Origin of the sequence: Sphingomonas sp. R86520 (assembly GCF_042466285.1) — a bacterium.
GTDB lineage: Bacteria > Pseudomonadota > Alphaproteobacteria > Sphingomonadales > Sphingomonadaceae > Sphingomonas.
In genome coordinates, this window is sequence record NZ_JAXHBZ010000001.1 from 3,170,156 (window position 1) to 3,194,314 (window position 24,159).

A 24,159-nucleotide genomic window follows, 5' to 3' on the forward strand; every position below is an offset into this window, starting at 1 on the left:
AGCACGGCGTCAGCCGATCGACACGACAAGAGGAGGCTCCTGCTCGTCGTGCGGCTGAATGACGTCGATGGCGCTGGCCTGTTCCGCATCGCCGGGCGGTGGCTTGTCGGACTTGACGGCGAATGTAACGGTCCGGCCTGTCGCGAGGACCTCCCTGATTAGCCGCTCCAACACGTCCGACTGCTCGACCGTGGTCCCGACCCAGGCGTCGGCGACGAGGCGGACGAAAGCGCTATTGTCGAGATGTCGTCCGACGTTGCCGTAGGTGACGATGCGACCGCCGCGTGAACCGACCATCGTCTCGTCAGCCTCGATGAGCTTCCAGTGGTCGAGTGTCAGGTACATGCCCTTCACAAGGGCCTGGCTGTCCGGCGTGAACTGCATGCGCGGACATAGTTTCAAGAAAAACGGGTTCTCCAGCATCCGGTAGCCTTGCCGGGTCGCATTCTGCGGGCACCCACGCAGTAGCTCAAGGTGCCGCTCCATCCGCTCGAGCTCGAGCGCCAGCTGAGCGCTCGGGAGTCGGAACACCGCCCCGTCATCGTCGTCACCCTCCATTGCCTTGTACTGGACGATCACGAACGAGCGGTAGGTCTCGTTGAAGTAGACGAGATCGGCACCGAGCTGCTCCTCGAGCGGCAGATGGTTGGCCATGACCACGGTTAGCCTCGTGCGCTCGCTCTCGAACTGAGCCGCGCCGTGCGCCACCTCGCGTACGAACTCGAACCCAGGCACCCGCATGAGGTCGGCGACGACCATCAGGTCCTCGCGCTCGCGCATCTGCGGAAGCCCATCTAGAAACGACGTCGCGCGCTCACCGTCGACCGGTGGCTCCCACTCCTGGACGGGCGCGCGGTCGATGTCGGCGATGGCCAGGGCGGTGGTCAACGTGTCCTTCTGCATGGCGAGCGAGCGCCGTTGCTCCGGTGTGAGCCGTGCCAGCCGTTCCCGTCGAGTGGAACCGAAGCGGACCAACGCAGGACGGACGTCGGCCGCCAGGTCCATCAGCGCTTCGACCGCTGCGGTGAAGGTCGCCGGCGGCATCAAGCCGCCGACGCGCAGTCTCTGAACGAGGTGCCGACGAAACCGCGGGCCGACCGCCGCCGTCAGCGCGCGCTTCGATACCGGCGACGTGAGCTCGATCATCGGGCCGATGTTTAGCCGCCTGAAGCCGACTCCAGCGCGGAAGCCTCTTCTCGCCGGCGCGACGTGCGTGATCGACCGGCCGCCGACACTGATCAAGCAAGTGAGCGGGACGTTCCGGCTATGCGCGAAGTCCGGCACGACCTCGGGGAACACCCCCCTCCCATCGGCCTCCGCCTGCAACTGCTCTGCCCGCCCGACACTGAGATTGAGCACAAAACCCGCCGCGTCCGACATCGCTACTTCTTCTTTTTTCTAGCTTGCTCGGACGAATGCTCCGGCAGGAGCCGCTCGACGAACTCGCCGTCAGCACCCGGCCGGACCAGCCGCATCTGCCGAACCACTGTCGTCAACATCGTCATCGTCCCCATCATTCACCGCCTTACCCTCTTTGATCAACAGGATCGACGCTCGGATGCCCGACGGCGGCCATTCCGCCTCCGCAATCATGGCCATGATGGAAACATACCGCGGTGGTGGCATTCACAGCCTTCTCGATGTCTCTGAGATCACCCCGTTCCGCATCCTCGACCACACCTCTTGCGGACCCTTAGCACGCGCCGACTTTGGTCTCAGACTGCATCGAGACTGAAGTCGGCGAGAGCGGACCAATCGCGGTCGCCCATCCCGGCTTCGACCGCACCCGACATACGAGCCTCGGCGGCGGTCAGCATCGGCAGGCTCTTGCCCGTAGCCGCGGCCGCCGCAGTCGCGAGCCGGAGGTCCTTGAGCCCCAGGGCCATCCGGAAGCCGGCCTCGTAATCCCCCGCAACGATCTTCGCCCCGTAGTTCTCGTAGGCGCGACCGCCGAACAGCGTCTGCGTCATCAGGGCAAGGAAGGGTTCGGCCGCCAACCCGTTGGCACCGGTCAGGGCGACAGCCTCCGCCATCGCTTCGATCGCCATCGCGATCATCATGTTGCCCGCGATCTTGGCAGCGTTGGCCTGCCGCGGGTCCTCGCCCATGACGAAAGTCTTGCGGCCGATAAGGTCGAACAGCGGCTGGACGCGTGTGATAGCGGCCTCGGCTCCAGCGGCGATGATGTTGAGCTGCGCGGCCTCGGCGACGTCCGGACGGCCGAACACGGGCGCCGCGACATAGCCGATGCCGGCCTCGCCATGCAGCGTCCGCAGTTCCTCGACCAAATCGAGCGAGATCGTCGCGGCGACGACATGTACCAGCCCGGGCCTGGCCCGTTGCAGCACGCCGTGATTCAACAGCACCTCGCGGATCGCGTTGTCGTCCGAAAGCATCGTGAAGACCACATCGGCCTGGAAGACGTCGTCCGGCGTCGCGACGATGGTCACGCCGTCGACCGATCCGTCCGCGACCGGCGACCGGTTCCACGCGTGGACGGTATGCCCACCCCTGGCTAGATTGCGCGCCATCGCGCTGCCCATCTTCCCCAGCCCGATGAATCCAATGTCCATGGTCAATCTCCTAGTCCGAAGGCAACGCGCGGCGGCACGCTTACGTCGCAATGCCGCCGCCGATCGAGGCGCGGATCGCCTTCTTGGTCCCGCGGCCGTGAGGCGGACAGGATGTGCGATCAGGCTCACCCCTCTACGGCAGAGGTCCGGCCTGATCGCGATCGCCTGGCGCATCCCCATCGAAGGTTGCCTCGGCGCAATCACCAGTCCTCAGATCTCACCGGATGCCGAGAAAGCGTCCATCGCACGGGTCGAGTAGACGAGGCCAGCGCCGGCATTCAGCGCGATGGCGACGCCGAGCGCCTCGGTCAGTTCGTCTTCGCTCGCGCCGGCCTGACGGGCCGCCTTGGTATGCACGGTGATGCAACCATCACACCGCAGACTGACCGCGCATGCGACCGCGATGAGCTCCCGCGTCTTCTCGTCGAGATGTCCGGTCTTCGCGCCAGCGCCGCTCAGCGTCGCGTAGCCACGCGTGGTGTCCGGCGAGATCTTTCCGATGGCACCGACGCCAGCAAAGACCTGGTCGCGGTATCCGTTCCAATCCATCATGTGCATGCTTCTTCTCCTTAGGTGGTGAGTTCGGTTGTCTACTCGTCACGCATCTTGCGGACTTCGCTGGCGGTCACCCGTGAGGGCTTGGCGCCGTATCTCGCGGTCACGTAGTTCGCCGCGGCTGCGATCTCCGCGTCGGTGTAGGCCGCCCGGAAACTGGGCATGAACGCGCCGGCATGTTCGGGCGAACCGGTCCCGTTCAAGATCATCATCGCGACGTTCGCGGCGCTGGCGTCGTTCACGGCGCGGTTGCCGGTCAACTGCTGGTCCGAGGTGACCGCCCCTCGCCCACTCCAAGCATGGCAGCTCGCGCACGCCCCTTCAAAGATGCGCTTGCCGGCCGCATTGCCGACCGGGCCGACACTGGCGACCGCCGCTGCAGGTCCCGCCATAGCCGGCGACGCCTTCGTGCTGACAGGCGGCACGGTGCGCAGATAGGTGACCATCGCCGCGATGTCGGACGCCGTCATGCGGCTCGTGCTCAGTTCGACGGCTTCCGCCATCGGCCCGGACGCGACGCCGTGGCCGGGGGCGTGACCCTTCGCGAGATAGGAGGCGAGATCGTCGGCCGTCCACGCGCCGACGCCGCTCAGACGGTCGCTGGTGATGTTGTAGGCGTTCCAGCCCTCGGCCTGTCCACCGGCGAACTTCCGGCGGGTGTCCATCGCCTGCATCAGCGTTCGCGGGGTATGGCACTCGCCGCAATGCCCGGCCGCCTCGACGAGATACGCGCCGCGGTTCCACTCCGCGCTCCGCTCGGCGACCGGGCGGAAGCGCTGGTCGGGACTGAAGAACGCGCTCCATATCGCCATCAGCCACCGCTGGTTGAACGGGAACGCGAAGGTGTTGGGGATGTTCGCCTGCGCCACCGCGGGCAATGTCGCCAGGTAGCCTCGGATCGCCAGGACGTCGTCATCGGTCAGCAGCGTGTAGGAGGCGTATGGAAAAGCCGGGTACAGCCGCTCGCCCTGCCGCCCGATGCCCTTGTGGACCGCGCGCAGGAACTCCGGGTTCGTCCAGGCACCGATACCGGTCGCTCTGTCCGGCGTGATGTTCGGCGTGTAGATCGTCCCGAACGGCAGCTTGAACGGCCGCCCTCCCGCAAACGGCTTCCCGCCCTTCGCCGTATGACATGCCGCGCAGTCGGCGGCCTCCGTGAGGTACCGGCCCTTCGTAAGTGGATCGGCATTCGCGAGTTCCACGGGGACGCCCGTGACCTGCGAACCGCGGTAGGCGGCGAGATCGACCTGCGTCCCGCCTGCAAACGCAAGTGCGCCTGGAAGAACGAGCAGGCGGTATGCCACCACCAACGCGAAGATCAGCGCGGCAGCGAAAGGAAGGACCCATTTGCGACGTGCGAGGGTCATGCCCGTGCGTCCTTGGCCAGCAACGCCGGTTCGATCGGCATGCGCGTGAGATGGACGCCGGTGGCCGCATAGATCGCGTTGCAGACGGCGGGCTGCACCGACACCGTTCCCGGCTCGCCGATGCCGCCGGGGGCCTCGGCGTTCCGGACCACATGGACGTCGATCCGGGGAGTCTCGTCGATGCGCACGACGCGATAGTCGTGGAAGTTGCTCTGCTGGACCCGACCGTTCTCAAGGGTGATGCGGCCGTGGAGGGCCGCCGACAGCCCGAATACGACGCCGCCCTGGATCTGCGAGACGATGCCATCGGGGTTCACGGGGGTGCCGCAATCCACCGCCGTCGTCATCCGGGTCACGGACACCGCCCCATCGTCGTCGACCACCACCTCCGCGACCGTGCAGAGGTAGGTGCCGAATGCGAACTGAAGACTGATGCCGCGACCGGAACCGGCCGGCAGCGCCGTGCCCCAACCGGCCTTCTCGGCGGCGAGGTCCAGCACGGCGCGCGCGCGTGGATGCTTGCCGATCATGTCGCGTCGGAACGCCAGGGGATCCCGCCCCGCTTCGCGTGCCACGCGGTCCACGAAGCTCTCAGTCGCGAACACGTTGAGGTTCGGACCGACGCCCCGCCAGAACGCGGTCTGCACGCCACGCGGTTCGTGGCGCACCCAGTTCACGTAGCTCGCCGGGAAATCGTAAGGCGTCTCGGCCGCACCATCGACGGCATCGTTGTCGACCTTGCCGTCGAAGGCGGGCGGAAGCCATCTGCCCACCACCGTCGGTCCGACAGTCTTGTGGTACCAGGCGATCGGCCTGCCATCCACGAGCTTGGCCTGCAGCCAGGCACCGTACACGGACCGGTACGGCGCCTTGCCGATATCCTCCTCGCGGCTCCACACGACTTTGACGGGTCCATCCACCTGTCGGGCGATGCGTACCGCCTTGCGGATGCCGTCGACCTCGAGACGACGTCCGAAGCCGCCACCGATCAGGTGGTTGTGGACGACGACCTGGTCGGGGGTCAGCCCCGCCTCCTCGGCGGCTGCACGCTGCGCCATGGTCATGACCTGCGTTCCGACCCAGACTTCGCAGTGGCCTGGCGTCAGATGCACCGTGCAGTTCATGGGCTCCATCGGCGCATGCGCGAGAAGTGGCAGTTCGTATGCGGCGGAGACCACCCCGTCACCGACGAGCTTCCCGCGGGCACCAGTGTCGACGACGGTCACGCCCTTGCTCCGCCCGGCCGCCTGCAGGCCGGCGCGCAACGTCTCCGTCGAGACGTCGGCGAACTCGCCGTCATTCCACCTGATGTCGATGGCCGCGAGGCCACGCAGAGCCGCCCAGCTCGTATCGCCGACCACCGCGACCAGATCGTCGAGGACGACGATCTGCTTCACCCCGGGCAGACTGCGTGCCTGCGAGTCGTCGACACCAGCGACCTTCCCGCCGAGCACCGGTGACGACGCCAGTGCGGCGAAGCGAACGCCCTCCGGCATCGCATCGATGCCGTACTTCGTCGTCCCGTTGACCTTGTCGGGCGTGTCCAGACGGTGATGCGCGCGCCCGATCAAGCGGAACGCCGCCGGATCCTTCAGGACGGGATCGACAGGCGGCTTCTCGCGCATCGCCGCCCCGGCGATCTCACCGTACTGCAGGCGCCGGCCGCTCTGATCATGGATGACGGCGCCGGCCTCGGTGCGGCAGCTCGCGGGATCGACGCGCCACCGGCGTGCGGCCGCCGCGACGAGCATGGCGCGTGCACTGGCGCCGACCTTGCGCATCGGCAGCCAATAGCCCCGCATCGAGGTGGAGCCGCCCGTCGCCTGCACCTTGAAGATCGGGTTGCCGTACAGCGCGTCGCTCGCCGGCGCAGCCTCCAGCGTCACGCCCTCGAGCGGTAGGTCGAGCTCCTCGGCGATCAGCATCGCGAGACCGGTGTATATCCCCTGCCCCATCTCGGTCTGCGGCATGATCAGCGTCGCGCGACCATCCGTCGCTATGCGGATGAACGCGTCCGGCGCGAAGCCGCCCGCGGCGACCGGACTGGCCGCCGCCACCTCCGCCGAGCGAAGATTGACGCCGAGGAGGAAGGCCGCGCCGCCAAGCGTACCGGTCCGCAGCAGCTGACGCCGCGAGAGGGCCGCCTCAACCATGAGACGCGGCCCGTTTGATCCCGTCGCGGATGCGGACGTAGGTCCCGCACCGACAGATGTTGCCCGCCATCGCCGCGTCTATGGCCTTGTCGTCGGGGGTCGGATTGGCGGTCAGGAGCGCGGTCGCGGCCATGATCTGACCTGGCTGGCAGTATCCGCACTGGATAACCTCGAGGTCGAGCCACGCCTTCTGCACGCGCGCTCCGACCGGCGTCGCGCCAACCCCCTCGATCGTACGCACGGATCGGTCGCCCACCTCGCCGACCGGCAGGCGGCAGGACCGGACCGCGACGCCGTCCAGATGCACCGTGCATGCACCGCATTGGGCGATGCCGCAGCCGAACTTGGTGCCGGTCATGCCGAGCAGATCGCGCAGCACCCAGAGAAGCGGCGTGTCGCCGTCGACCGCCACCTCCCTGATCTCTTCGTTCACCCGCACGCTGACCATCGCAACCTCCGCTTCCCGGCGGTGCTAGGTCAGAGGGATCTCGCGAGGCAGACGTACATCGGTATGGGGAGCACGCGCGTCGGGCTGGGTGCCTGCCATGGTCGCGTCTCACCCATACCCTCGTCCAGTGGAAACCCGCCCGCGATGGCCCGATCCTCGCGCGGTTCCCTCTGGAGACATCACAACATGGCCTATCGAACGACCAACCCCGCGACCGGCAAGGTCGAGAAATCCTTCGAGACGATCACCGACGCGGCGCTCGCCGCGATCCTGGATGAGACCGGTCGCTGCTACCGCGAGGATTGGCCGCAACGGCCGATCGCCGAGCGCGCCGCCATCATAAAGCGCGCCGCCGCGATCATACGGAACGAACAGCAGGCTCTCGCCGAAGTCATGTCGCGCGACATGGGCAAACTCGTGCCGCAGGCGATCGGCGAACTGCAGCTCTCGGCAGCCATCCTGGACTACTATGCCGACACGGCTGCCGAATTCCTGAAGCCGAAACCCCTTCCCGGCGCACCCGGTGCCACGCTCCATCCGCAGCCGCTCGGCGCGTTGCTGGCGGTCGAGCCGTGGAACTTCCCCTTCTTCCAGCTCGCCCGCGTCGTCGGGCCGCAACTTATGGTCGGCAACGTCATGGTCGCCAAGCACGCCAGCAACGTGCCGCAGTGCGCGCTCGCGTTCGAGGACGTCATGCGCCGCGCGGGCGTGCCGGCCGGCGCCTATGCCAACCTCTTTGTCTCGACGGACCAGATCGGAACCGTGATCGACGATCCGCGCATTCGTGGCGTGACCCTGACCGGCAGCGAGAAGGCCGGCGCGACCGTCGCCGAGCGCGCCGCCAGGAACCTCAAGAAGTCCGTCCTGGAGCTCGGAGGCTCGGATCCCATGATCGTCCTCGAGGACGCGCCGGTGGAGGCCACGGTCTACAACGCCATGGTCGGGAAGATGAACAACACGGGCCAGAGTTGCGTCGCGACCAAGCGCATGATCGTCGTCGGCGAGGAGCGAGGGCGGGTCTTCCTCGAGGCGATGAAGGCGGCGATGGGCGCGCTCCAGGCTGGCGACCCCCTCGACCCTGCAACGACGCTCGGGCCCGTCTCGTCGGAAGGCGCCCTCCAGGGACTGCTTAAGCAGATCGAGGAGGCCAAGGCGGCAGGTGCCGACGTGACCCTCGGAGGAAACCGAATCGATCGTCAGGGCAGCTATCTGGAGGCAACGATCCTGACCGGCATCACGAAGGCCAATCCGGTCTACGCGCAGGAGATCTTCGGCCCCGTCCTCTCCTTCTACGTGGTCCCCGACGAGGCGGCTGCTATCGCGTTGGCGAACGACGTGCCCTTCGGCCTCGGTGGATCCGTCTTCACGGCGGATCTGGAGCGCGGGGAGCGGGTCGCGCTCGCCATCGAGAGCGGCATGGCCTTCGTGAACAACCCGACCTGGTCGACCCCGCAGATGCCGTTCGGCGGCATCAAGAACTCGGGCTACGGCCGGGAGCTCAGCCAGCTGGGCTTTGGCGAGTTCGTCAACTGGAAGCTGGTGGCGATCTCGCCGGCCGGAGCCCTTCCCCCCGGTGCGGACGCCGCGGGCTGACGCCGCGACCGGGGCTGCACGGTGCGGCCCCGGTCTACAGGCTAAGCAGTTCGACCTTGCGAACCATGTCGGCGACGGAGACGGACTTCAGCTTCCGCCCGGCGCTCGATCGATGCATCTTCACGGTTATCTCGGTGATCCCAAGCTCGTAGGCGATCTGCTTGTTCAGCAGGCCGCGGGCGACCCCGCGCAGGACGTCGATCTCGCGCGGCGTCAGGTTCTCCGCGAGCACGCGGACCTCGTTGCGCTCGGTCTCGTCCAGGCGACGCAGACGGTCGCGACGCAGGGCGTCGCCAACCGCGTCGAGCAGCTCCTGCTCGCGAAACGGCTTGGGCAGGAAGTCCAGCGCTCCCGCCTTCATCGCTCGAACCGACGTCGAAACGTCCGCATGTCCCGTGATGAAGATGATCGGGATCAGCACGCCGTCGTCCGCGAGCCGGGCCTGCAGATCGAGACCGCTCGACCCCGGCAGCCGGAGATCCAGTACGAGGCAGCTCGGACGGTCCGGCACGCCTTCCTGCAGCATCTCGGCGGTCGACGCATAGACCACCACGTCCATGCCAACCGAATTGAACATGTCCGTCAGGCTCGCACGAACATCGGGATCGTCGTCCACGACGAGCACGAGCGGCGAGTCCTTCAGCGATATGGGTTCTGAGCCGCTCGATGCGGCCGACGTTGCTGCTGTCACGAACGGCCTCCCTCGACACGTCTTTTGGAGTCCAATCCTAACCCGGCGGCGGCACCGTTTCCAGCACTTAGCGTGGGCGATCCCCCATACATGAGTATGGGGCCACCACCGCGCCGCATACCGGAAGCGGTCATCCCCATACCTCGGTACGGCTGGCCGCAATCGCAGAATCCCTCATCCTAGAGACCAGGACCGGCGCTCCCCATTCGGGCGTGGGCATCTCAGGAGCGCAGAACATGAAGGCCGCAGTACTCAACGCCAACGAGGGACGGTTCGACATCGAGGAGGTCAGCATCGACGCGCCGAAGGGCCGCGAGGTGCTCGTCGAGGTGAAGGCCTGCGGCCTCTGCCATTCGGATCTCCATCTCGCCGAGGCGAACTACGGCACGCCACTCCCGGCGGTTCTCGGCCACGAGCTGGCCGGCATCGTCAAGGAAGTCGGACCTGACGTGCGCGAGCTCAAGGTCGGCGACCACGTGGTCGGATCCCTCGTCCAGTTCTGCGGGCACTGCGTGTCCTGCCTGTCCGGGCGCACCTATCAGTGCGAGAATCCCCAGGAAACCATGCGGGCGGCCGCGGACGGCCAACGCCTGACGCGCACGTCGGACGGTGAACCCGTCTACACCGGATGGGGAACGGCCGCGTTCGCGGAACAGACCCTCGTGCACGAGAACCAGCTGGTGAAAGTTCCCGACGAGGTCCCCTTCCCGCAGGCGTCCATCCTCGGCTGCGGCGTCATCACCGGTGCCGGCGCCGCGATCAACACGGCCGACATGCGTCCGGGCGAGACCGCGGTCGTCATCGGTGTCGGCGGCGTCGGGTTGAACGTCATCGCCGGGGCCAAGCTCGCGGGCGCGGAACGGATCATCGCGATCGACACGCAGCCACAGAAGGAGGAGCTCGCTCGGAAGTTCGGCGCGACCGACTTCATCAACGCCAAGGACACCGATGCGGTCGCGGCCGTGAAGGCGCTGCTCCCGCGCGGTGCCGATCACGCCTTCGAGGTCATCGGCCTGACCTCCACGTCCGAGCAGGCGATCCAGATGGTCCGTCCCGGCGGGGGAGTCTACCTCATCGGCCTGCATCGCCCGGGTCAGACGTTCCCGCTAGCCGGTCTCGACGTGATCGTACGCCAGGTAGACCTGCGCGGCGTGTTCATGGGCTCGAGCAACATCAAACGCGACATCCCGATGTACGCCGACCTCTACCTGCAGGGGCGCTTCAACCTCGACGATCTGATCTCGCGCGAGGTCAACATCTCCGAGATCAACGAGGCCTACGAGGACCTGAAGCACGGCGCGATCGCCCGGTCCGTCATCACCTCGTTCTGATCAGCGCGACTTGAAGCTCTTCACCCATCCCGGCGCCAGCTCGCTGTCGGTGCACATTCTCCTCCGCGAGATCGGCGCACCGTTCGAGCTGGAGGTCGTGAACGTCACGACCAAGATGCGGACGGACGGCTCGGACTATCGGACGGCCGCACCGAGGGGCATGGTGCCGCTGCTGGTCCTCGAGGACGGCGCGCACCTGTCCGAGAACCTCGTCATCGCGCAGTACCTGTGCGACCGGGCGGACCGCCACGATCTGATGCCACCCTGTGCCTCCATGGCGAGATACCGCGTGATGGAATGGCAGAGCTTCGTCGCGGCCGAGCTCCACAAGAGCTTCATCCCCCTGAACTGGCAGATCGACGACGCGATGCGCAAGCTCGTCCTCGCCAGGATCGCAAACCGCCTCGCCTTCGTCGAACGCGATCTGGTCGGCCCGTATCTGACCGGCGACGTGTTCACGGCGGCCGACGCGTACTTCTTCGTCATCGGTAGCTGGACCCGCTTCTACGGCATCCCGCTCGATCCCTTCCCCAGGATTGCCGTCCTTCTCGCTTCGGTCGGCAACCGTCCATCCGTGAGGGCCGCGCTCGCGGCCGAGGGACACGGCATGGTCGATGTGCCCGATCCCGCCCCCCAACCATAGAGGTCATCATGAGTCAGCTTGCCAGCACCCGCTCCTCCGCCATCGACGTCGATGGCGTCCGCATCCACTTCTGCACTGCGGGAAACGATGACTCGCCGGTCCTGCTACTGATCCACGGCTACCCCGAAATGGCCATCGCATGGCGGAAGACCGTTGCGCCGCTGCTCGCCGCCGGCTTCCGCCTAGTCATGCCCGACCTTCGAGGCGCGGGCGGTTCGGCCCGCCCCCAGGGCGGGTATGACAAGCGGACGCTTGCGGCCGACCTGGCCGGCGTGCTCGACAGCCTCGGCATCGAGACGCCCGTGACCGTCGTTGGTCACGACATCGGAGCGATGGTCGCCTACGCGTTCGCGCGGCGGTTTCCCGAGCGCACCGCGCGGCTCGCCATCCTGGATTCCGTCATCCCGGGAACCCGGATGTTCGACGAGGCGTCGCGCGACGGCACCAAGGTCTGGCACTTCCACTTCCATCAGGCGCCGGATCTGCCCGAAGCCCTGACCCAAGGTCGAGAAGCCCTCTACCTCGAGCGCTACTACCACGACATGGCGTTCGACGCCGCCGCGATCGATCACGACACCTTCCAGACCTACGTCCGCCACTTCGCTCAACCAGGCGGCATGCGCGCGGGCTTCGAACTCTACCGATCGTTCGCGCAGGACATAGCCGACAATCGTCGTCTCCAAGCCGAACAGGGGCCGCTGACGATGCCGGTGCTGGCGCTCGCCGGCGCCGGCGGCCGTTACGCCGACCGAATAGGCCCGATGATGGAGGAGGTCGCCACCAACGTGTCGGTCGGCGTGATCCCCGGCGCCGGTCATTGGCTCGCCGAAGAGAATCCTTACGCGGTCGCCGAGGCCCTCACCGAGTTCGCGAACGCCACTCAGGAGAAAACGAAGTGATCCACCGCCTTCTGATCGATGGCCGACTGGTCGACGGCACGTCGACGCTCGACGTGATAGACCCGACGACGGGCGAGCCCTTCGTCAAGGCGCCGCGCGCCAGCGTTCAGCAAGCCGAGCAGGCGATCGCCGCGGCGAAGCGTGCGCAGCTCGGATGGGCGGCGCTCGGCTACGACGGTCGACGTCCCTATCTCGAGCGCTTCGCGGATGCCATGACCGCCAACCTCGACCGCATCGCCGAGACGCTCACGCGCGAGCGCGGCGGGCCGATCGCGGACTGCCGCTTCGAAGTCGGCCGGGCCACCGACGCCATCCGCCATTTCGCAGGTCAGCGGATCGAGGACCGCGTCATCCGACGGAATGCGCAGGAGCTCATCGTCGAACAGCGCTACGCGCAGGGCGTCGTCGTCGCGATCATGCCGTGGAACCGGCCGATGACGCTGCTGTCCTTCAAGCTCGGGCCGGCGCTCATCACCGGCAACACGGTGATCGCGAAGCCGGCGCCTTCCACCCCCCTCTCGACGTTGATCCTGGGCGAGCTTGCCGCCGACATCTTCCCGGCGGGCGTGTTCCAGACGCTCGCCGACGCGAACGACCTCGGCCCGCTGCTCACCAGCCACCCGGACATCGCCCATGTGAGTTTCACCGGATCGACGCCCACCGGCAAGAAGGTCCTCGATTCCGCCGCGGAGACGCTCAAGCGCTTCACGCTCGAGCTCGGCGGCAACGACGCGGCGATCGTACTCGATGACGTCGACATCGAGTGGGCCGCCGACAAGATCTATGCGGCCGCCTTCATCAACGCCGGACAGGTCTGCTACGCGACCAAGCGCGTGTATGCACCGGCCTCGCACGTCGAGGAGTTGGCGGCGGCACTTGCCAGACGCGCCCGGGCCGCAGTTCTCGGCGACGGCCTCGACCCGACCACCACGATGGGTCCGCTGCAGAACAGGATGCAGTATGAAAAGGTGCTCGGCTTCATAGCGAGCGCACATGCGGAGGGCGGGACGTTCGTCACCGGCGGGCAACCGACGGGAGATGGCTATTTCATCACCCCGGCGATCGTCACCGGTCTGCCGAACGACGCCCGGCTCGTGCGCGAGGAGCAGTTCGGCCCGATCCTGCCGATCCAGTCCTACGACCATGTGGACGAGGCGATCGCGGAGACCAACGCCAGCGAGTTCGGGCTCGGCGGCACGATCTGGACCGGCGATGTCGAGCGCGGCATCCAAGTCGCCGGACGCATCGAGACCGGCACCATCTGGGTCAACCAGCACATGGCGCTCCCGCTCGACGTGCCGTTCGGTGGCGCGAAGGAGTCCGGCATCGGGCTCCAGAACGGCGTCGAGGGCATGGAGGACTTCACCCAGCTCCGCATCCTGAACGCTAAACTGGCAGCTTGAGGAAAAGAGAAATGAAACCGACCTTCGACATCGGCGGCGACATGACCGTGCGCCGCCTCGGCTTCGGATCGATGCGACTGACTGGCCCCGGCGTATGGGGCCAGCCGCATGACCGTGACGCCGCCCTGGAAACACTGCGCCTGGTGCCGGAACTCGGCATCGATCTCATTGACACCGCCGACAGCTACGGTCCGGACGTCACCGAGCCGCTGATCCGGGAGGCGCTGTTTCCATACACCTCCGGTCTGCACGTCGCGACCAAGGCCGGCCTGCGTCGTCCGAGCCCGGGCAACTGGCTTCCTCACGGCGATCCGGACTATCTGATCGGGCAGGCGCACCGCAGCCGCGAGCTGCTGGGGGTGGATCGGATCGACCTGTGGCAGCTCCACCGGATCGATCCGGCCGTGCCGGCGGACGAGCAGTTCGCCGCGATCCGCACGCTCCTGGATACCGGCGTGATCCGACACGCGGGCCTCAGCGAGGTCGGCATCGCGGACATCGAAGCCGCCGGGAAGGTGTTCCCGGTCGCGACCGTGCAGAACCGGTACAACCTCGCCGACCGTGAAAGCGAAGCCGTCCTCGACCACTGCGAGGCGAACGGGATCGGCTTTATCCCCTGGTTCCCGCTCGCCGCCGGGCGCCTCACCCAAGCGGGCTCCGTCCTCGACCGCATCGCGCGGGCCCACGACGCGACGCCCGGGCAGATCGCCATCGCCTGGCTGCTTCGCCGCAGTCCCGTGATCCTGCCCATCCCCGGCACATCGAAGGCCGCCCATCTCCGCGAGAATGCGGCGGCGTCCGCCCTGATCCTCTCCGACGACGACTTCGGTCAACTCGACCGCGCAAGCCGCCCGAAGGGCTGACGCATTCGCGGAAACGCACCCCACCATCGCCGCCGAAATTTCTCAACGCGCAACTTGCCGCGTCGTCGAGACGCCCTATCTGGCGCTTGGTTCACGATATGCGAACTTACGAACATAACGTTTCTGGACACGAAGGACCTGCCATGACCCCGAAGCTACTCATCGACGGCGCGCTGGTCGATGGCGCAACCACCATCGACGTCATCAATCCCGCGACCGGCAAAGCCTTCGCGACCTCGCCAAAGGCCGACATCGCTCAGGCGGAAGCCGCGATCGCGGCCGCCAAGCGTGCGTTTCCCGCCTGGGCGGCACTGCCGTTCGCCGAGCGCGCGAAGAGGGTCGGCGAGTTCGCCAAGGCGATCGAGGCGCGCAAGGACGAGTTCGCGCGTCTTCTCACGCAGGAGGTCGGCAAGCCGCTCATCGAAGCCGGCTTCGAGGTCGCAGAGACCGTCGACGCGCTCGAGTTCTTCGCAGGCCAGGATCTGCAGCCCAAGGTGCTGCGTGACAACGGAGACGAGCTGATCGTCGAGCAGCGCTACCCGCAAGGCGTCGTCGCGGCCATCACGCCGTGGAACTTCCCGCTGGCACTGCTGGCGTACAAGATCGGCGCGGCGCTGGTGGCGGGGAACACCGTCATCTCGAAGCCTGCGCCGACGACGCCGCTGACCACCCTGCTCCTCGGTGAGGTCGCTGCGGACTTCTTCCCCGCGGGTGTCTTCCAGACCCTGGTCGACCAGAACGAGCTGGGACCGTTGCTGACCAGCCACCCCGACATCGCCCATGTCAGCTTCACCGGATCGACCCCCACTGGCAAGAAGGTGCTCGGCTCGGCGGCCGACACCCTCAAGCGGTTCACGCTCGAACTCGGCGGCAACGACGCCGCGATCGTTCTCGACGACGTCGACGTGAAGGCGATGGCGCCGAAGATCTTCTTCGCGGCCTTCATCAATGCCGGTCAGGTCTGCTTCGCGACCAAGCGGATCTATGCCCCGCGCGCGATGGTCGACGAGCTGGCAGCGGAACTCGCCAGGCTCGCCGACGAGGCGGTCGTCGGCGATGGCCTCGAACCGGGCACGACGATCGGCCCGATCCAGAACAAGATGCAGTACGACAAGGTGCTGGGCTTCATCGAGTCCGCGCGGGATGAGGGCGGCACCTTCCTGGCCGGCGGCCATGCAATCGAAGGCGACGGGTACTTCATCCGCCCGACCATCGTGACGGGCCTATCGCACAAGGCGCGCCTCGTTCGCGAGGAGCAGTTCGGCCCTGTTCTCCCCATTCTGCCTTACGACACGATCGAGGAGGCGATCCAGTACGCCAACGAAGTCGAATACGGTCTGGGCGGCATCGTCTGGGCGGGCGACATCGATCGCGGCGCGGAGGTCGCCTCAAAGATCGAAACCGGTACCATCTGGGTCAACCGGCATCTGGTCCTTCCCAAGGACATCCCCTTCGGCGGCGCCAAGCAGTCCGGCATCGGTGTCCAGAACGGCATCGAAGGCATCGAGGACTTCACGCAGCGCCGCATCCTCAGCGTGAAGAAGGCCGCCTGACCGAACCGGCCGGGAGTTTAGCTCCCGGCCGGTTTCCGCGGATGAACTGCATGACCTCGATCGCCACCCCATCGCGCGATCTGGCGATCGGCGGCGGCCTCCTAGCGGCGAGCCTGGGCGGCATATTCCTCTCCGTCGCGATCGGCATGGCCGCGTTCGGTCTGATCGCGCTTCCCAACCTTCTGTTCAAGGTGGGCTTCATCCATTCCGTTCCACGAAAGACATCGTAACCATGAAACTGTTCACCCATCCCGGCGCCAGCTCGATGTCAGTCCACATACTGCTTCACGAGACGGGTCTACCGTTCGAACTCGAAGTGGTCGACGTGACGGCGAAGACCCGCTCGGATGGTTCCGACTACCGTCTGGTCGCCGAGCGGGGGCTGGTGCCGCTGGTCCAGCTCGACGATGGATCGACGCTCACCGAGAATGTCGTGATCGCGCAGTATCTCGCTGATACCGCCGGTCGGGAGGACCTGATGCCGCGCCAGGGCAGCATCGAGCGATACCGTGTGATGGAATGGCAGAGCTATATCGCCGCCGATCTGCACAAGGCGTTCAGCCCCCTGTTCTGGCCGATCGACGATGAAGCGAAGGCCTTCGCGCGCGAACGCATCGCCGAACGGCTACGCATGATCGAAGCGAAGCTGGGGAATCAAGCCTACCTCACGGGCGACACGTTCACCGCCGCCGATGCCTATCTGTTCGTCATCGCCAGCTGGGCTCTGTTCTTCCAATTCGCTTTCGCCGCGCTACCAAACCTACGTTCCTATCTCTCGCGCATCGGCGCTCGTCCCAGCGTGCAGGCCGCGCTCGCCGCGGAGGGTCCGGGACTCGTCGGGATCATCACGGACTGACGGCGGCCCTCGACGGTCGGTCTTCGGAACACTATCTCACGCCCATGCGACCGTTGGTGCACCCTGCCCTGGACGACATCTCGGTCAGCGAGATCCTATTCGCGCTGGCTGATCCGCTGCGCCTGAGGATCTTCGCGGATCTCCTCGACGCGGACGGTCCCATGGGCTGCTCACCGTATCTGCAGTTCGGCGGCCGCACGGTGGCGAAGTCGACGCTATCGAAGCAGTTCACCATCCTGCGGGAGGCCGGCCTGATACGCAGCGAGCGGAAGGGTCCCGGCCTGCTCAGCGTCACGCGCTGGTCCGAGCTGGAGGAGCGCTACGGCGCGTTGATCCGGGCAGCCATCGAGGCGTTCCGAGCCGAGACCGCGCGACGCGACATGGCAGCCATGCGATTTGGAAAGGGCCTACGCGCTGATACGACCGCGGCGGCTTAAAATGCCGTCATCCAGCCTTCGTGGCTTCGCTGGCTGACTTCTCTGCCTCGACGGAGGGTACTGGAGACAGCGAAACCGGATCGCTCGCGGGAAAACTCTCTTCGAGCGCCTCGTCCAGCAAGTCTTCGCGATGGGACGCTGACACGTCGTACTTCAAATCCGCATTCGTCATGGTGGCACTCCCGAGGGGTTCGATCCTTCGATCTTGCCCGGGCGGCCACCGCCCTTAAACACGTGACTTGGTATGTAGGTGTCGGCGGCGCGACAGCGATGGTGGGTCGTCGCGAGGACGGATAGACACGAGCTGAGATCGGAAAAGTTGTGGCCTTCGACTGGGATGACCTGAGACTGTTCCTCGAGATCGCGCGGGCGGGAACGCTGACGTCGGCGGCGACCCGACTCAAGCTCAGCCAACCGACCGCGGGGCGGCGGCTGCGTGCGCTCGAGCAGTCGGTCGGCGCGGCGCTCTTCCAGCGGACGTCGAGCGGCTTCCTGCTCACGGACGAGGGAGAGGCGATGCTCCTCCATGCCGAACAGATGGCGGAGGAGGCCGTCACCCTCGAGCGCAAGCTCGCCGGAGGCGCGCGTGGCCTGGAAGGCGTCGTGCGCATGTCGGCGTCCGACTGGGTGTCCTCGCGGATCCTCGCGGCGCCGCTGGCCGACTTCGCGATCTCGCATTCCGGTCTCACGGTCGAGGTGATCGCGGACTCCCGGCTGATGGACCTGCAGCGGCGGGAGGCGGACCTCGCCGTCCGCTTCGTGCCTTTCTCGGGCGCGGACATAATCCATCGCCGGTTCCGTCGGATCAGATACGGCCTGTACGCCGCGTCCTCCTATCTCGACCGGTGCGGCGACCCCCTTTCGTCCGACGATGGCGCGGGACACCAGCTCGTCACCATGGACAGCGCGCTCGACCGACTGGTCGACGTGATGTGGCTCCGCTCACGTTGGCCGTCCGCGGCGCCGACCTTCCGGAGCAACAACAGGGAGGCGCAGGGGGCCGCCTGTGCCGCCGGCGCCGGGCTTGCGGTTCTTCCGCGCGTCATCGGGGATGCACTGGATGTGCAACTCCTCGGCGGGGAGGAACCGCCCGCACGCGATCTTTGGCTCGGCTATCATGAGGATCTGCGGCGCCTTCGCCGGTTACGACTCCTCGTCGAGCATCTCGATCAGGTTCTGCCCACCGACATCTGACTGGTCACCATACCCGAGTAGGGGGGACCTGAGGCGACCGTAGGATGGTCGCGCACCGCGTGTTCCGGCAGATTCGCATGACCGCAAGGACTGCGGATGATGCAGGAGCGCCACGATGCCGGTATCCACCGTCGAGGGTCTGCCAATGACGTGCGGTGCCGCGTCGTCGGACGGCTTCACCAGTTTCCAATGGCTCGTCATAGCGATCGGCGCGAGAGACGGGACCAAACCCCTGCAATGGTCGCCGATCGGCCGTTTGCTGCTCTCTCTCGTCGGCGGCGGACCCCAGCCCCTCGCCTCCCCGTGCCTTGAAAGCCTTCGCCGAACCGCGAGCCTCGCCCGCCATCACGGCTGGGCAATTCCAGCCGCGGAGATCGGCGCGTTCCTCGGTGCCGGCTGGTCCGAGCAGCAGCTCGAACAATTGATCGATAGCGTCGGACCGGCCGATCCATTCATCGATGAATGGCGGCCCTGCGAACCTGTCGCTGGCGAGCTGCCGGGGGAACGCCGATTTCAGGACCGAACATTGATGGAGACAGTACAATGAAGGCGATTGGTTATCACGCGGCGGGCAGCATCAACCGCGACGATGCCCTCCTCGACCTCGACATCCCGGCCCCCGAAGCAGGTCCTCGCGACCTTCTGGTGCGGGTGAAGGCGATCTCGGTCAACCCGGTCGACGTGAAGGTCCGCGGCAGCAGCGCCCGCACGGACGGCGACCCCAAGATCCTCGGATGGGATGCCGCGGGCATCGTCGAGGCGGTCGGTGCCGAAGTCAGCCTCTTCAACGTCGGGGACGAGGTCTTCTACGCGGGCGACCTCAGCCGCCCAGGCACCAACGCCGAGCTCCACGCCGTCGACGAACGCATCGTCGGCCACAAGCCCAAGTCGCTCAATTGGGCGGAGGCCGCGGCGCTGCCGTTGACCGCGATCACGGCGTGGGAGATCCTGTTCGATCGTCTGCGCGTACCCTACGGCCAGAAGAAGGGACCGGGCACGCTGCTCGTGATCAACGGCGCGGGCGGCGTCGGCTCGATCCTCATCCAGCTCGCTCGCCGGCTTACCGGACTCACCGTGATCGCCACGGCCTCGCGTCCCGAGACGATCGAGTGGGTCAAGAGCATGGGCGCCCACGTCGTCATCGACCATCACAAGCCGCTCGACGAGGAACTAGCGCGGATCGGACATCCCGAGGTGGACTACCTCGCCGGGCTCACGGCGAGCGACCACTACCTCTCCCTGTTCCCGAAGATCGTGGCGGCGCAGGGTCACATCGCTCTGATCGACGACCCCAAGAGCTTCGACATCGTGCCGCTGAAGCGCAAGTCGATCACCGTCGCCTGGGAGCTGATGTTCACCCGCTCGCTATACCAGACCGCCGACATGATCGAACAGCACAAGCTGCTGGAGGAGGTGTCGCATCTCGTCGATGCCGGCGTGCTGCGCACGACGCTGGCGCAGACCGTTTCGCCGATCAACGCGTCCAACCTGAAGATCGTGCACACGATCGTCGAGAGCGGAAAGTCCATCGGCAAGACGGTGCTCGAAGGCTTCTGAGTCTGTTGGAGGGCGGGCGGTCGACTGGCCTCCCGCCGCTTCAGCCTTTTCCGAGGGTCTCCTTCAGAACCGACGCGAAGGCGCGAAGCGCAGCCGGGACGTGACGATGACCGGGATAGAACATGAAAAGGCCGGGATAGGCAGGGCACCAAGGCTCGAGCATGGCGACGAGCGATCCATCGTCGAGATGGGGCCTGGCCAGCCGCTCGGGAACGTAGGCGATGCCGAGGCCGCCAAGAGCGGCCTCGATCATCAGCTCGGTCCGGTTGAGCGTGATCGTCCCGTCAACCGCTATGGTGGAAGTCTCGCCCGCCTGCTCGAACTCCCATCTGAACGGACGGCCGCCCGGCGTTCTCGAACACACGCACCGATGTCGCCGCAGATCCTCGGGGCATTCCGGGCGGGGATTGACGGCGAGATAGCCAGGCGACGCGACCGGAAGCATCCGGGACGGGCCTCCCAGACGCACGGCGACCATGTCGCGCGGTACGGCATCGCCGAGACGTATCCCGGCATCGAACCCCTCTGCCACGATGTCGACGAAATCCGGGTTCGCGACGAGGTCGATCGTCACGTGGGGAAATCTTGCGAGGAAGCTCGGGATCGCTTCGCGTACGAGCAGCATCGACACCGTCTCGGACGCGGTCACCCGAAGCGGGCCGGTCGGTTCGTCGGGATCTTCGCCCACCTCCATCAGCGCGGCGTCGAGCCCTTGGAGAACCGGCGCGAGACGCTCCACCAGCATGGCACCGGCATGCGTGGGCGCGACGCTGCGCGTCGTCCGGTTCAGGAGCCGGGTTCCGAGCCGACCTTCGAGGAGGGTCATCATGTGGCTGAGCGTCGATGGCGCCAACCCCAGAACATCCGCCGCCCGCCGGAAGCTGCGGTGCGTGGCGACTGCGGAGAGAGCACGCAGCTCGCTGAGGGTTGGTTGGCTATTCATGGTATTTGGCCATCAGTCCATGCCGGATGCGGTGGCTAATCTCAAGCAATGAAGCGAATTACATAGCGCCTGAAAGGAAATCACTAATGCAACATTGGTTCATCACCGGAGTGGGCAGCGGTCTCGGCCGGGCCATGACGGAGCATTTGCTCAAGCGCGGGGACCGGGTCTTCGGCACGGTCCGCAAGCTCGACACCGTGTCCGACATCTCGGCGCAGTACGGAGACCGATTCGAGGTCGCCCAGCTCGATCTGACGGATATCGATGCGATCCGTCCGGTCGTCGACGCAGCGTTCGCCACGGGTCCGATCGACGTCGTCGTCAACAACGCCGGTTACGGGCTGTTCGGCGCCGCCGAGGGACTGTCGCACGAGCAGATCAGGCATCAGCTCGATACGAACCTGGTCGGTCCGATCGAGATCGCACGGGCTGCGCTGCCCCATCTTCGCGAGCAGGGTCGAGGTCAGATCATCGCGATCTCGTCGTACGGCGGCCAGGCGACACACCCGGGCGCTTCGCTCTACCATGCCAGCAAGTGGGGCCTCGAGGGGTTCTTCGACTCCCTGGCGCAGGAGGTCGCATCGTTCGGCATCGGTGTCACCATCGTCGAGCCGGGCGCCTCGCGTACCGGCTTCCGCTCGAATGCCTTCGAGCGCATCGGCGCGGACGTGGACGCGTACCGGGACACGCCCCTGGGCCATCTGCGCACGGTGCTGACCGATCCGGCACGGACGCCGAACGGCGATCCCGAGGCCATGGCGGCGGCCATCGTCGAGAATGCCGACAGCGGCAACAAGGAGCTTCGGCTCGTCCTGGGCAGCGATGCCCAGATGATCCTGGATCGTGCCCTGAGCCAGCGGCTCGAGTCCGTCCGATCGCAGGCGGCTTCGGCGGCGGGGACGGATTTCCCGACGTCCGCATAAGGCTCGGAGGCTCGGGGGCTCGCTCGCGAGCCCCCACAGGCCATCTGTCAGTGACGTTTTACAGCTCTCGCTCCCCGACACGGCCACCTCCGCGTCGGGGGGCCTGGCAGCAAATCCTCGCGAGCTCGCGATCTTCGAAAACGTCGTCAGCCGATCGCGACAGTTCCGTCCGCACCGTGGCGACCGAAGGGCGCGAGGGGCAGAAACAGTGTGGAACGGACTCCGGATCGATCCTCCCGGTTCGCGATCTCGACGCTACCGCCGTGCGCCTCGGCTATCGTGCGACAAATGGAGAGCCCCAGTCCGAGACCGGATGGCTTCGTCGTGAAGAAGCGATCGAACAGCCGGTCGACGTGATCAGCGTCGATGCCGGGCCCCGTGTCCGAGATGACGCAGACGACCTGCCCGTCCCTCGACGCGGTCGTCGCGGTGATCTGGCGTGTCGGGCTCCGCCCGGCCTCGATGGCGTGAAGCGCGTTCGACAACAGGTTCACGATCACCTGCTCGATCTCGATGCTGTCCGCCAGTATCCACAGCTCGTCGTCGCATGGCGATAGCAGCAGCGATGTCTTGAGCGATCTGGCCTGGGGGGCGACGAGTGCCATAGCATCCTCGAGTATGGTGCCGAACGACGAGGTCCGCTTTCGGGTCGCGCTCGGAAGCGTCATCTGCCGAACACGGTTGATGACGGACGTGGCGCGACCGGCCTGCGTCGCGATCCGCGACAGCTGCGCCCTAGCCTCCTCAATGTCCGGCTGCGCCCGGTCCAACCACCGCAGCGCCGTCTCCGAACATAGATGGATGGCGGAAAGGGGCTGGCTCACCTCGTGGGCCAGCGAGGTGGCCAGCTCGCTGATGGAGGCGATGCGCGCGGCATGGGCGAAGTCGGACTGCAGGCGGCTGAGCTCGGACTCGGCCTTCCGCAATTCGCGCAGGTCCACCATGCCCACGATCGTGAGACGCTCGCCTGCATACGCAACGGGAGAGACCGCGAACAGGACATCGATCAGTTCGCCGTCCGCGGCGACGATCTGCGTCTCCTCGTCGAAATACTCGTTGCGCAACCTCGCGGCGAGCGACCTGCGGTAGGTATCCATCCTGGCCGTCCAAACGGGCGCGATCGGCTGCCCCACAAGCTCTTGCGTAGCCGTATGCAGGATCTCCGCCCCCCGCCGATTGACCTCGGCGAAGACCGATGCGCCGGCGATCTCGGCGACCTTGTCGGGATGCGCGACGAGGTAGGCGTCGAGCTGTTCGTCCGGAACGGCAAGGAGCTCGGACACCAGGCTCGGGCACCGGCTCCCGTCGACACGGTACAGGGCGATGGGCATCGTCTCGAAGATGACCTGGAAATACTCCCGGGTCCGTTCGCTCCGGGCGACGGCCTCTCGGAGATCGGTCACGTCGGTGAGGCAGAGGACCATCCAACGGGCCGCCGCCGCGTCGGTCGATAAGAGGGTAGTCGCCCTGCAGACCAGAACACGGCCTTCGGATGAGCCGACCGCCAGTTCGGAACGGCAGCGCTCCTTCCCTCCGAGTGCGCTCCCTAGGATGCTGCCCAGCTCCTGAAGCCCCCCCGGGATGGCCAGGTCCGCAAGCGACAACCCGGCCGGCGTACCGCCATCGAATAGAAGCTCGCGCGCGGCCTGGTTGCAGTCCGTGATCGACGCCCGCGTCAGCAGCTCAAGCGTTTCACCGGGAGCCGGCACGTGTGGATCCGCATCGTTGGACCCGTGTCGGGCGGCCAGGAAATCCATGACCGCACCGAGATCCACTTCGACGATCGCGGTATCCATGCCACCGAGTATCGCCGCCGCGTAAAGGTCCATCCCGGCGCGTCGGTCTTCCTGACGTCCGCCGGCCGCAAGCCGCGTCGCGTCGATGACATGGCTCACCTCGCCGTCGGAACCACGGCACACAGTCCGTTCGAGCTCGACGGTCAATGGCGTCCGGTCGCGATGCCGCCGTACCACTCCGTTGGGTCGAGCCGTGCCGCCCATGATGACCGGCGCGATCGGTCGCGTATGTAGCGTGTCGTCGATCGACTTCCCCACCATCTCGCGCTCGGTCCATCCGTAGAGCCGTTCGGCAGCAGGGGTCCAGCCGAGTACGACGCCTGTCGGGTCGCAGATCGCGATCGCCTCACGACCGGGTGCCGACCCCTCCACCGAATGGTG

General features: G+C 66.5%; 25 protein-coding genes. 14 read left to right on the forward strand and 11 right to left on the reverse strand.

The window, feature by feature from the left end:
- Nucleotides 1–9 precede the first annotated feature (9 nt).
- The 7 genes from SJY41_RS14480 to SJY41_RS14510 all read right to left on the reverse strand — a co-directional run bounded on the left by SJY41_RS14480 (nucleotide 10) and on the right by SJY41_RS14510 (nucleotide 7,096).
- Complete coding sequence (locus SJY41_RS14480) at nucleotides 10–1,380, reverse strand: hypothetical protein (protein ID WP_380782855.1); 1,371 nt, start codon at nucleotides 1,378–1,380, stop codon at nucleotides 10–12.
- Nucleotides 1,381–1,382: 2 nt separating this feature from the next.
- A complete protein-coding gene (locus SJY41_RS14485) occupies nucleotides 1,383–1,505 on the reverse strand; it encodes a hypothetical protein (protein ID WP_380782857.1) in 123 nt (40 codons plus the stop codon).
- Nucleotides 1,506–1,715: 210 nt separating this feature from the next.
- Complete coding sequence (locus tag SJY41_RS14490; RefSeq protein ID WP_380782859.1) at nucleotides 1,716–2,753, reverse strand: NAD(P)-dependent oxidoreductase; 1,038 nt, start codon at nucleotides 2,751–2,753, stop codon at nucleotides 1,716–1,718.
- A gap of 30 nt (nucleotides 2,754–2,783) precedes the next feature.
- Entirely contained in the window at nucleotides 2,784–3,131 is a 348-nt protein-coding gene (locus tag SJY41_RS14495; RefSeq protein ID WP_380782861.1) for a carboxymuconolactone decarboxylase family protein, read from the reverse strand.
- 32 nt (nucleotides 3,132–3,163) lie between these two features.
- Entirely contained in the window at nucleotides 3,164–4,495 is a 1,332-nt protein-coding gene (locus SJY41_RS14500) for a c-type cytochrome (protein WP_380782863.1), read from the reverse strand.
- Nucleotides 4,492–6,648 (reverse strand): molybdopterin cofactor-binding domain-containing protein, encoded by a 2,157-nt coding sequence (locus SJY41_RS14505; RefSeq protein WP_380782865.1) that lies wholly within the window; start codon nucleotides 6,646–6,648, stop codon nucleotides 4,492–4,494. Before SJY41_RS14505 ends, SJY41_RS14500 begins: the two co-directional genes overlap by 4 nt.
- Nucleotides 6,641–7,096, reverse strand: a complete 456-nt coding sequence (locus SJY41_RS14510) for a (2Fe-2S)-binding protein (RefSeq protein ID WP_380782867.1) — start codon at nucleotides 7,094–7,096, stop codon at nucleotides 6,641–6,643. Before SJY41_RS14510 ends, SJY41_RS14505 begins: the two co-directional genes overlap by 8 nt.
- Before the next feature lie 186 nt (nucleotides 7,097–7,282).
- Here SJY41_RS14510 and SJY41_RS14515 point away from each other — a divergent pair, with 186 nt between their 5' ends.
- Complete coding sequence (locus SJY41_RS14515) at nucleotides 7,283–8,689, forward strand: aldehyde dehydrogenase family protein (RefSeq protein ID WP_380782869.1); 1,407 nt, start codon at nucleotides 7,283–7,285, stop codon at nucleotides 8,687–8,689.
- 34 nt (nucleotides 8,690–8,723) lie between these two features.
- Here the strand turns inward: SJY41_RS14515 and SJY41_RS14520 are convergent, their stop codons facing one another.
- On the reverse strand, nucleotides 8,724–9,380 hold the full coding sequence (locus SJY41_RS14520; RefSeq protein ID WP_380782870.1) for a response regulator transcription factor: 657 nt from the start codon (nucleotides 9,378–9,380) through the stop codon (nucleotides 8,724–8,726).
- A 236-nt stretch (nucleotides 9,381–9,616) separates the two neighbouring features.
- Here SJY41_RS14520 and SJY41_RS14525 point away from each other — a divergent pair, with 236 nt between their 5' ends.
- From SJY41_RS14525 to SJY41_RS14565, 9 genes are all read left to right on the forward strand, one after another.
- Nucleotides 9,617–10,711, forward strand: coding sequence for a Zn-dependent alcohol dehydrogenase (locus tag SJY41_RS14525; protein WP_380782872.1), 1,095 nt, complete (start codon nucleotides 9,617–9,619; stop codon nucleotides 10,709–10,711).
- Between the two features lie 10 nt (nucleotides 10,712–10,721).
- A complete protein-coding gene (locus tag SJY41_RS14530; RefSeq protein WP_380782873.1) occupies nucleotides 10,722–11,354 on the forward strand; it encodes a glutathione S-transferase N-terminal domain-containing protein in 633 nt (210 codons plus the stop codon).
- Between the two features lie 8 nt (nucleotides 11,355–11,362).
- The gene (locus SJY41_RS14535) at nucleotides 11,363–12,253 is read left to right on the forward strand and encodes an alpha/beta fold hydrolase (protein WP_380782875.1); all 891 of its coding nucleotides are present in this window, start codon (nucleotides 11,363–11,365) and stop codon (nucleotides 12,251–12,253) included.
- Nucleotides 12,250–13,656: an aldehyde dehydrogenase family protein gene (locus SJY41_RS14540; RefSeq protein ID WP_380782877.1), complete on the forward strand. Its 1,407-nt coding sequence runs from the start codon at nucleotides 12,250–12,252 to the stop codon at nucleotides 13,654–13,656. The genes SJY41_RS14535 and SJY41_RS14540 overlap by 4 nt, the downstream gene beginning before the upstream one ends.
- Nucleotides 13,657–13,667: 11 nt before the next feature.
- Nucleotides 13,668–14,519, forward strand: coding sequence for an aldo/keto reductase (locus SJY41_RS14545; RefSeq protein WP_380782879.1), 852 nt, complete (start codon nucleotides 13,668–13,670; stop codon nucleotides 14,517–14,519).
- Nucleotides 14,520–14,662: 143 nt separating this feature from the next.
- On the forward strand, nucleotides 14,663–16,072 hold the full coding sequence (locus SJY41_RS14550; RefSeq protein WP_380782881.1) for an aldehyde dehydrogenase family protein: 1,410 nt from the start codon (nucleotides 14,663–14,665) through the stop codon (nucleotides 16,070–16,072).
- Nucleotides 16,073–16,122: 50 nt separating this feature from the next.
- Nucleotides 16,123–16,302 carry a hypothetical protein gene (locus SJY41_RS14555; protein ID WP_380782883.1) on the forward strand — a complete coding sequence of 60 codons (180 nt, stop codon included), beginning with the start codon at nucleotides 16,123–16,125 and terminating at the stop codon, nucleotides 16,300–16,302.
- A 2-nt stretch (nucleotides 16,303–16,304) separates the two neighbouring features.
- Nucleotides 16,305–16,928: a glutathione transferase GstA gene (gene gstA / locus SJY41_RS14560; RefSeq protein WP_380782885.1), complete on the forward strand. Its 624-nt coding sequence runs from the start codon at nucleotides 16,305–16,307 to the stop codon at nucleotides 16,926–16,928.
- 56 nt (nucleotides 16,929–16,984) lie between these two features.
- Nucleotides 16,985–17,365 carry an ArsR/SmtB family transcription factor gene (locus tag SJY41_RS14565; protein ID WP_380782887.1) on the forward strand — a complete coding sequence of 127 codons (381 nt, stop codon included), beginning with the start codon at nucleotides 16,985–16,987 and terminating at the stop codon, nucleotides 17,363–17,365.
- A gap of 7 nt (nucleotides 17,366–17,372) precedes the next feature.
- Here SJY41_RS14565 and SJY41_RS14570 read toward each other — a convergent pair whose 3' ends face one another.
- The gene (locus SJY41_RS14570) at nucleotides 17,373–17,537 is read right to left on the reverse strand and encodes a hypothetical protein (protein WP_380782889.1); all 165 of its coding nucleotides are present in this window, start codon (nucleotides 17,535–17,537) and stop codon (nucleotides 17,373–17,375) included.
- Nucleotides 17,538–17,686: 149 nt separating this feature from the next.
- Between SJY41_RS14570 and SJY41_RS14575 the strand changes: the two genes are divergently transcribed.
- From SJY41_RS14575 to SJY41_RS14585, 3 genes are all read left to right on the forward strand, one after another.
- Nucleotides 17,687–18,559: a LysR family transcriptional regulator gene (locus SJY41_RS14575; protein WP_380782890.1), complete on the forward strand. Its 873-nt coding sequence runs from the start codon at nucleotides 17,687–17,689 to the stop codon at nucleotides 18,557–18,559.
- 115 nt (nucleotides 18,560–18,674) lie between these two features.
- Entirely contained in the window at nucleotides 18,675–19,106 is a 432-nt protein-coding gene (locus tag SJY41_RS14580) for a hypothetical protein (protein WP_380782892.1), read from the forward strand.
- Complete coding sequence (locus tag SJY41_RS14585; protein ID WP_380782894.1) at nucleotides 19,103–20,116, forward strand: zinc-binding alcohol dehydrogenase family protein; 1,014 nt, start codon at nucleotides 19,103–19,105, stop codon at nucleotides 20,114–20,116. Before SJY41_RS14580 ends, SJY41_RS14585 begins: the two co-directional genes overlap by 4 nt.
- Before the next feature lie 40 nt (nucleotides 20,117–20,156).
- Here SJY41_RS14585 and SJY41_RS14590 read toward each other — a convergent pair whose 3' ends face one another.
- Nucleotides 20,157–21,059, reverse strand: a complete 903-nt coding sequence (locus SJY41_RS14590; protein WP_380782896.1) for a LysR family transcriptional regulator — start codon at nucleotides 21,057–21,059, stop codon at nucleotides 20,157–20,159.
- An 86-nt stretch (nucleotides 21,060–21,145) separates the two neighbouring features.
- On the opposite strand from SJY41_RS14590, the gene SJY41_RS14595 reads away from it, so the two are divergent.
- Nucleotides 21,146–21,982: an SDR family oxidoreductase gene (locus tag SJY41_RS14595; RefSeq protein WP_380782898.1), complete on the forward strand. Its 837-nt coding sequence runs from the start codon at nucleotides 21,146–21,148 to the stop codon at nucleotides 21,980–21,982.
- A gap of 146 nt (nucleotides 21,983–22,128) precedes the next feature.
- On the opposite strand, the gene SJY41_RS14600 is transcribed toward SJY41_RS14595, so the two are convergent.
- Entirely contained in the window at nucleotides 22,129–24,150 is a 2,022-nt protein-coding gene (locus SJY41_RS14600; RefSeq protein ID WP_380782901.1) for an ATP-binding protein, read from the reverse strand.
- Between the last annotated feature and the right edge of the window lie 9 nt (nucleotides 24,151–24,159).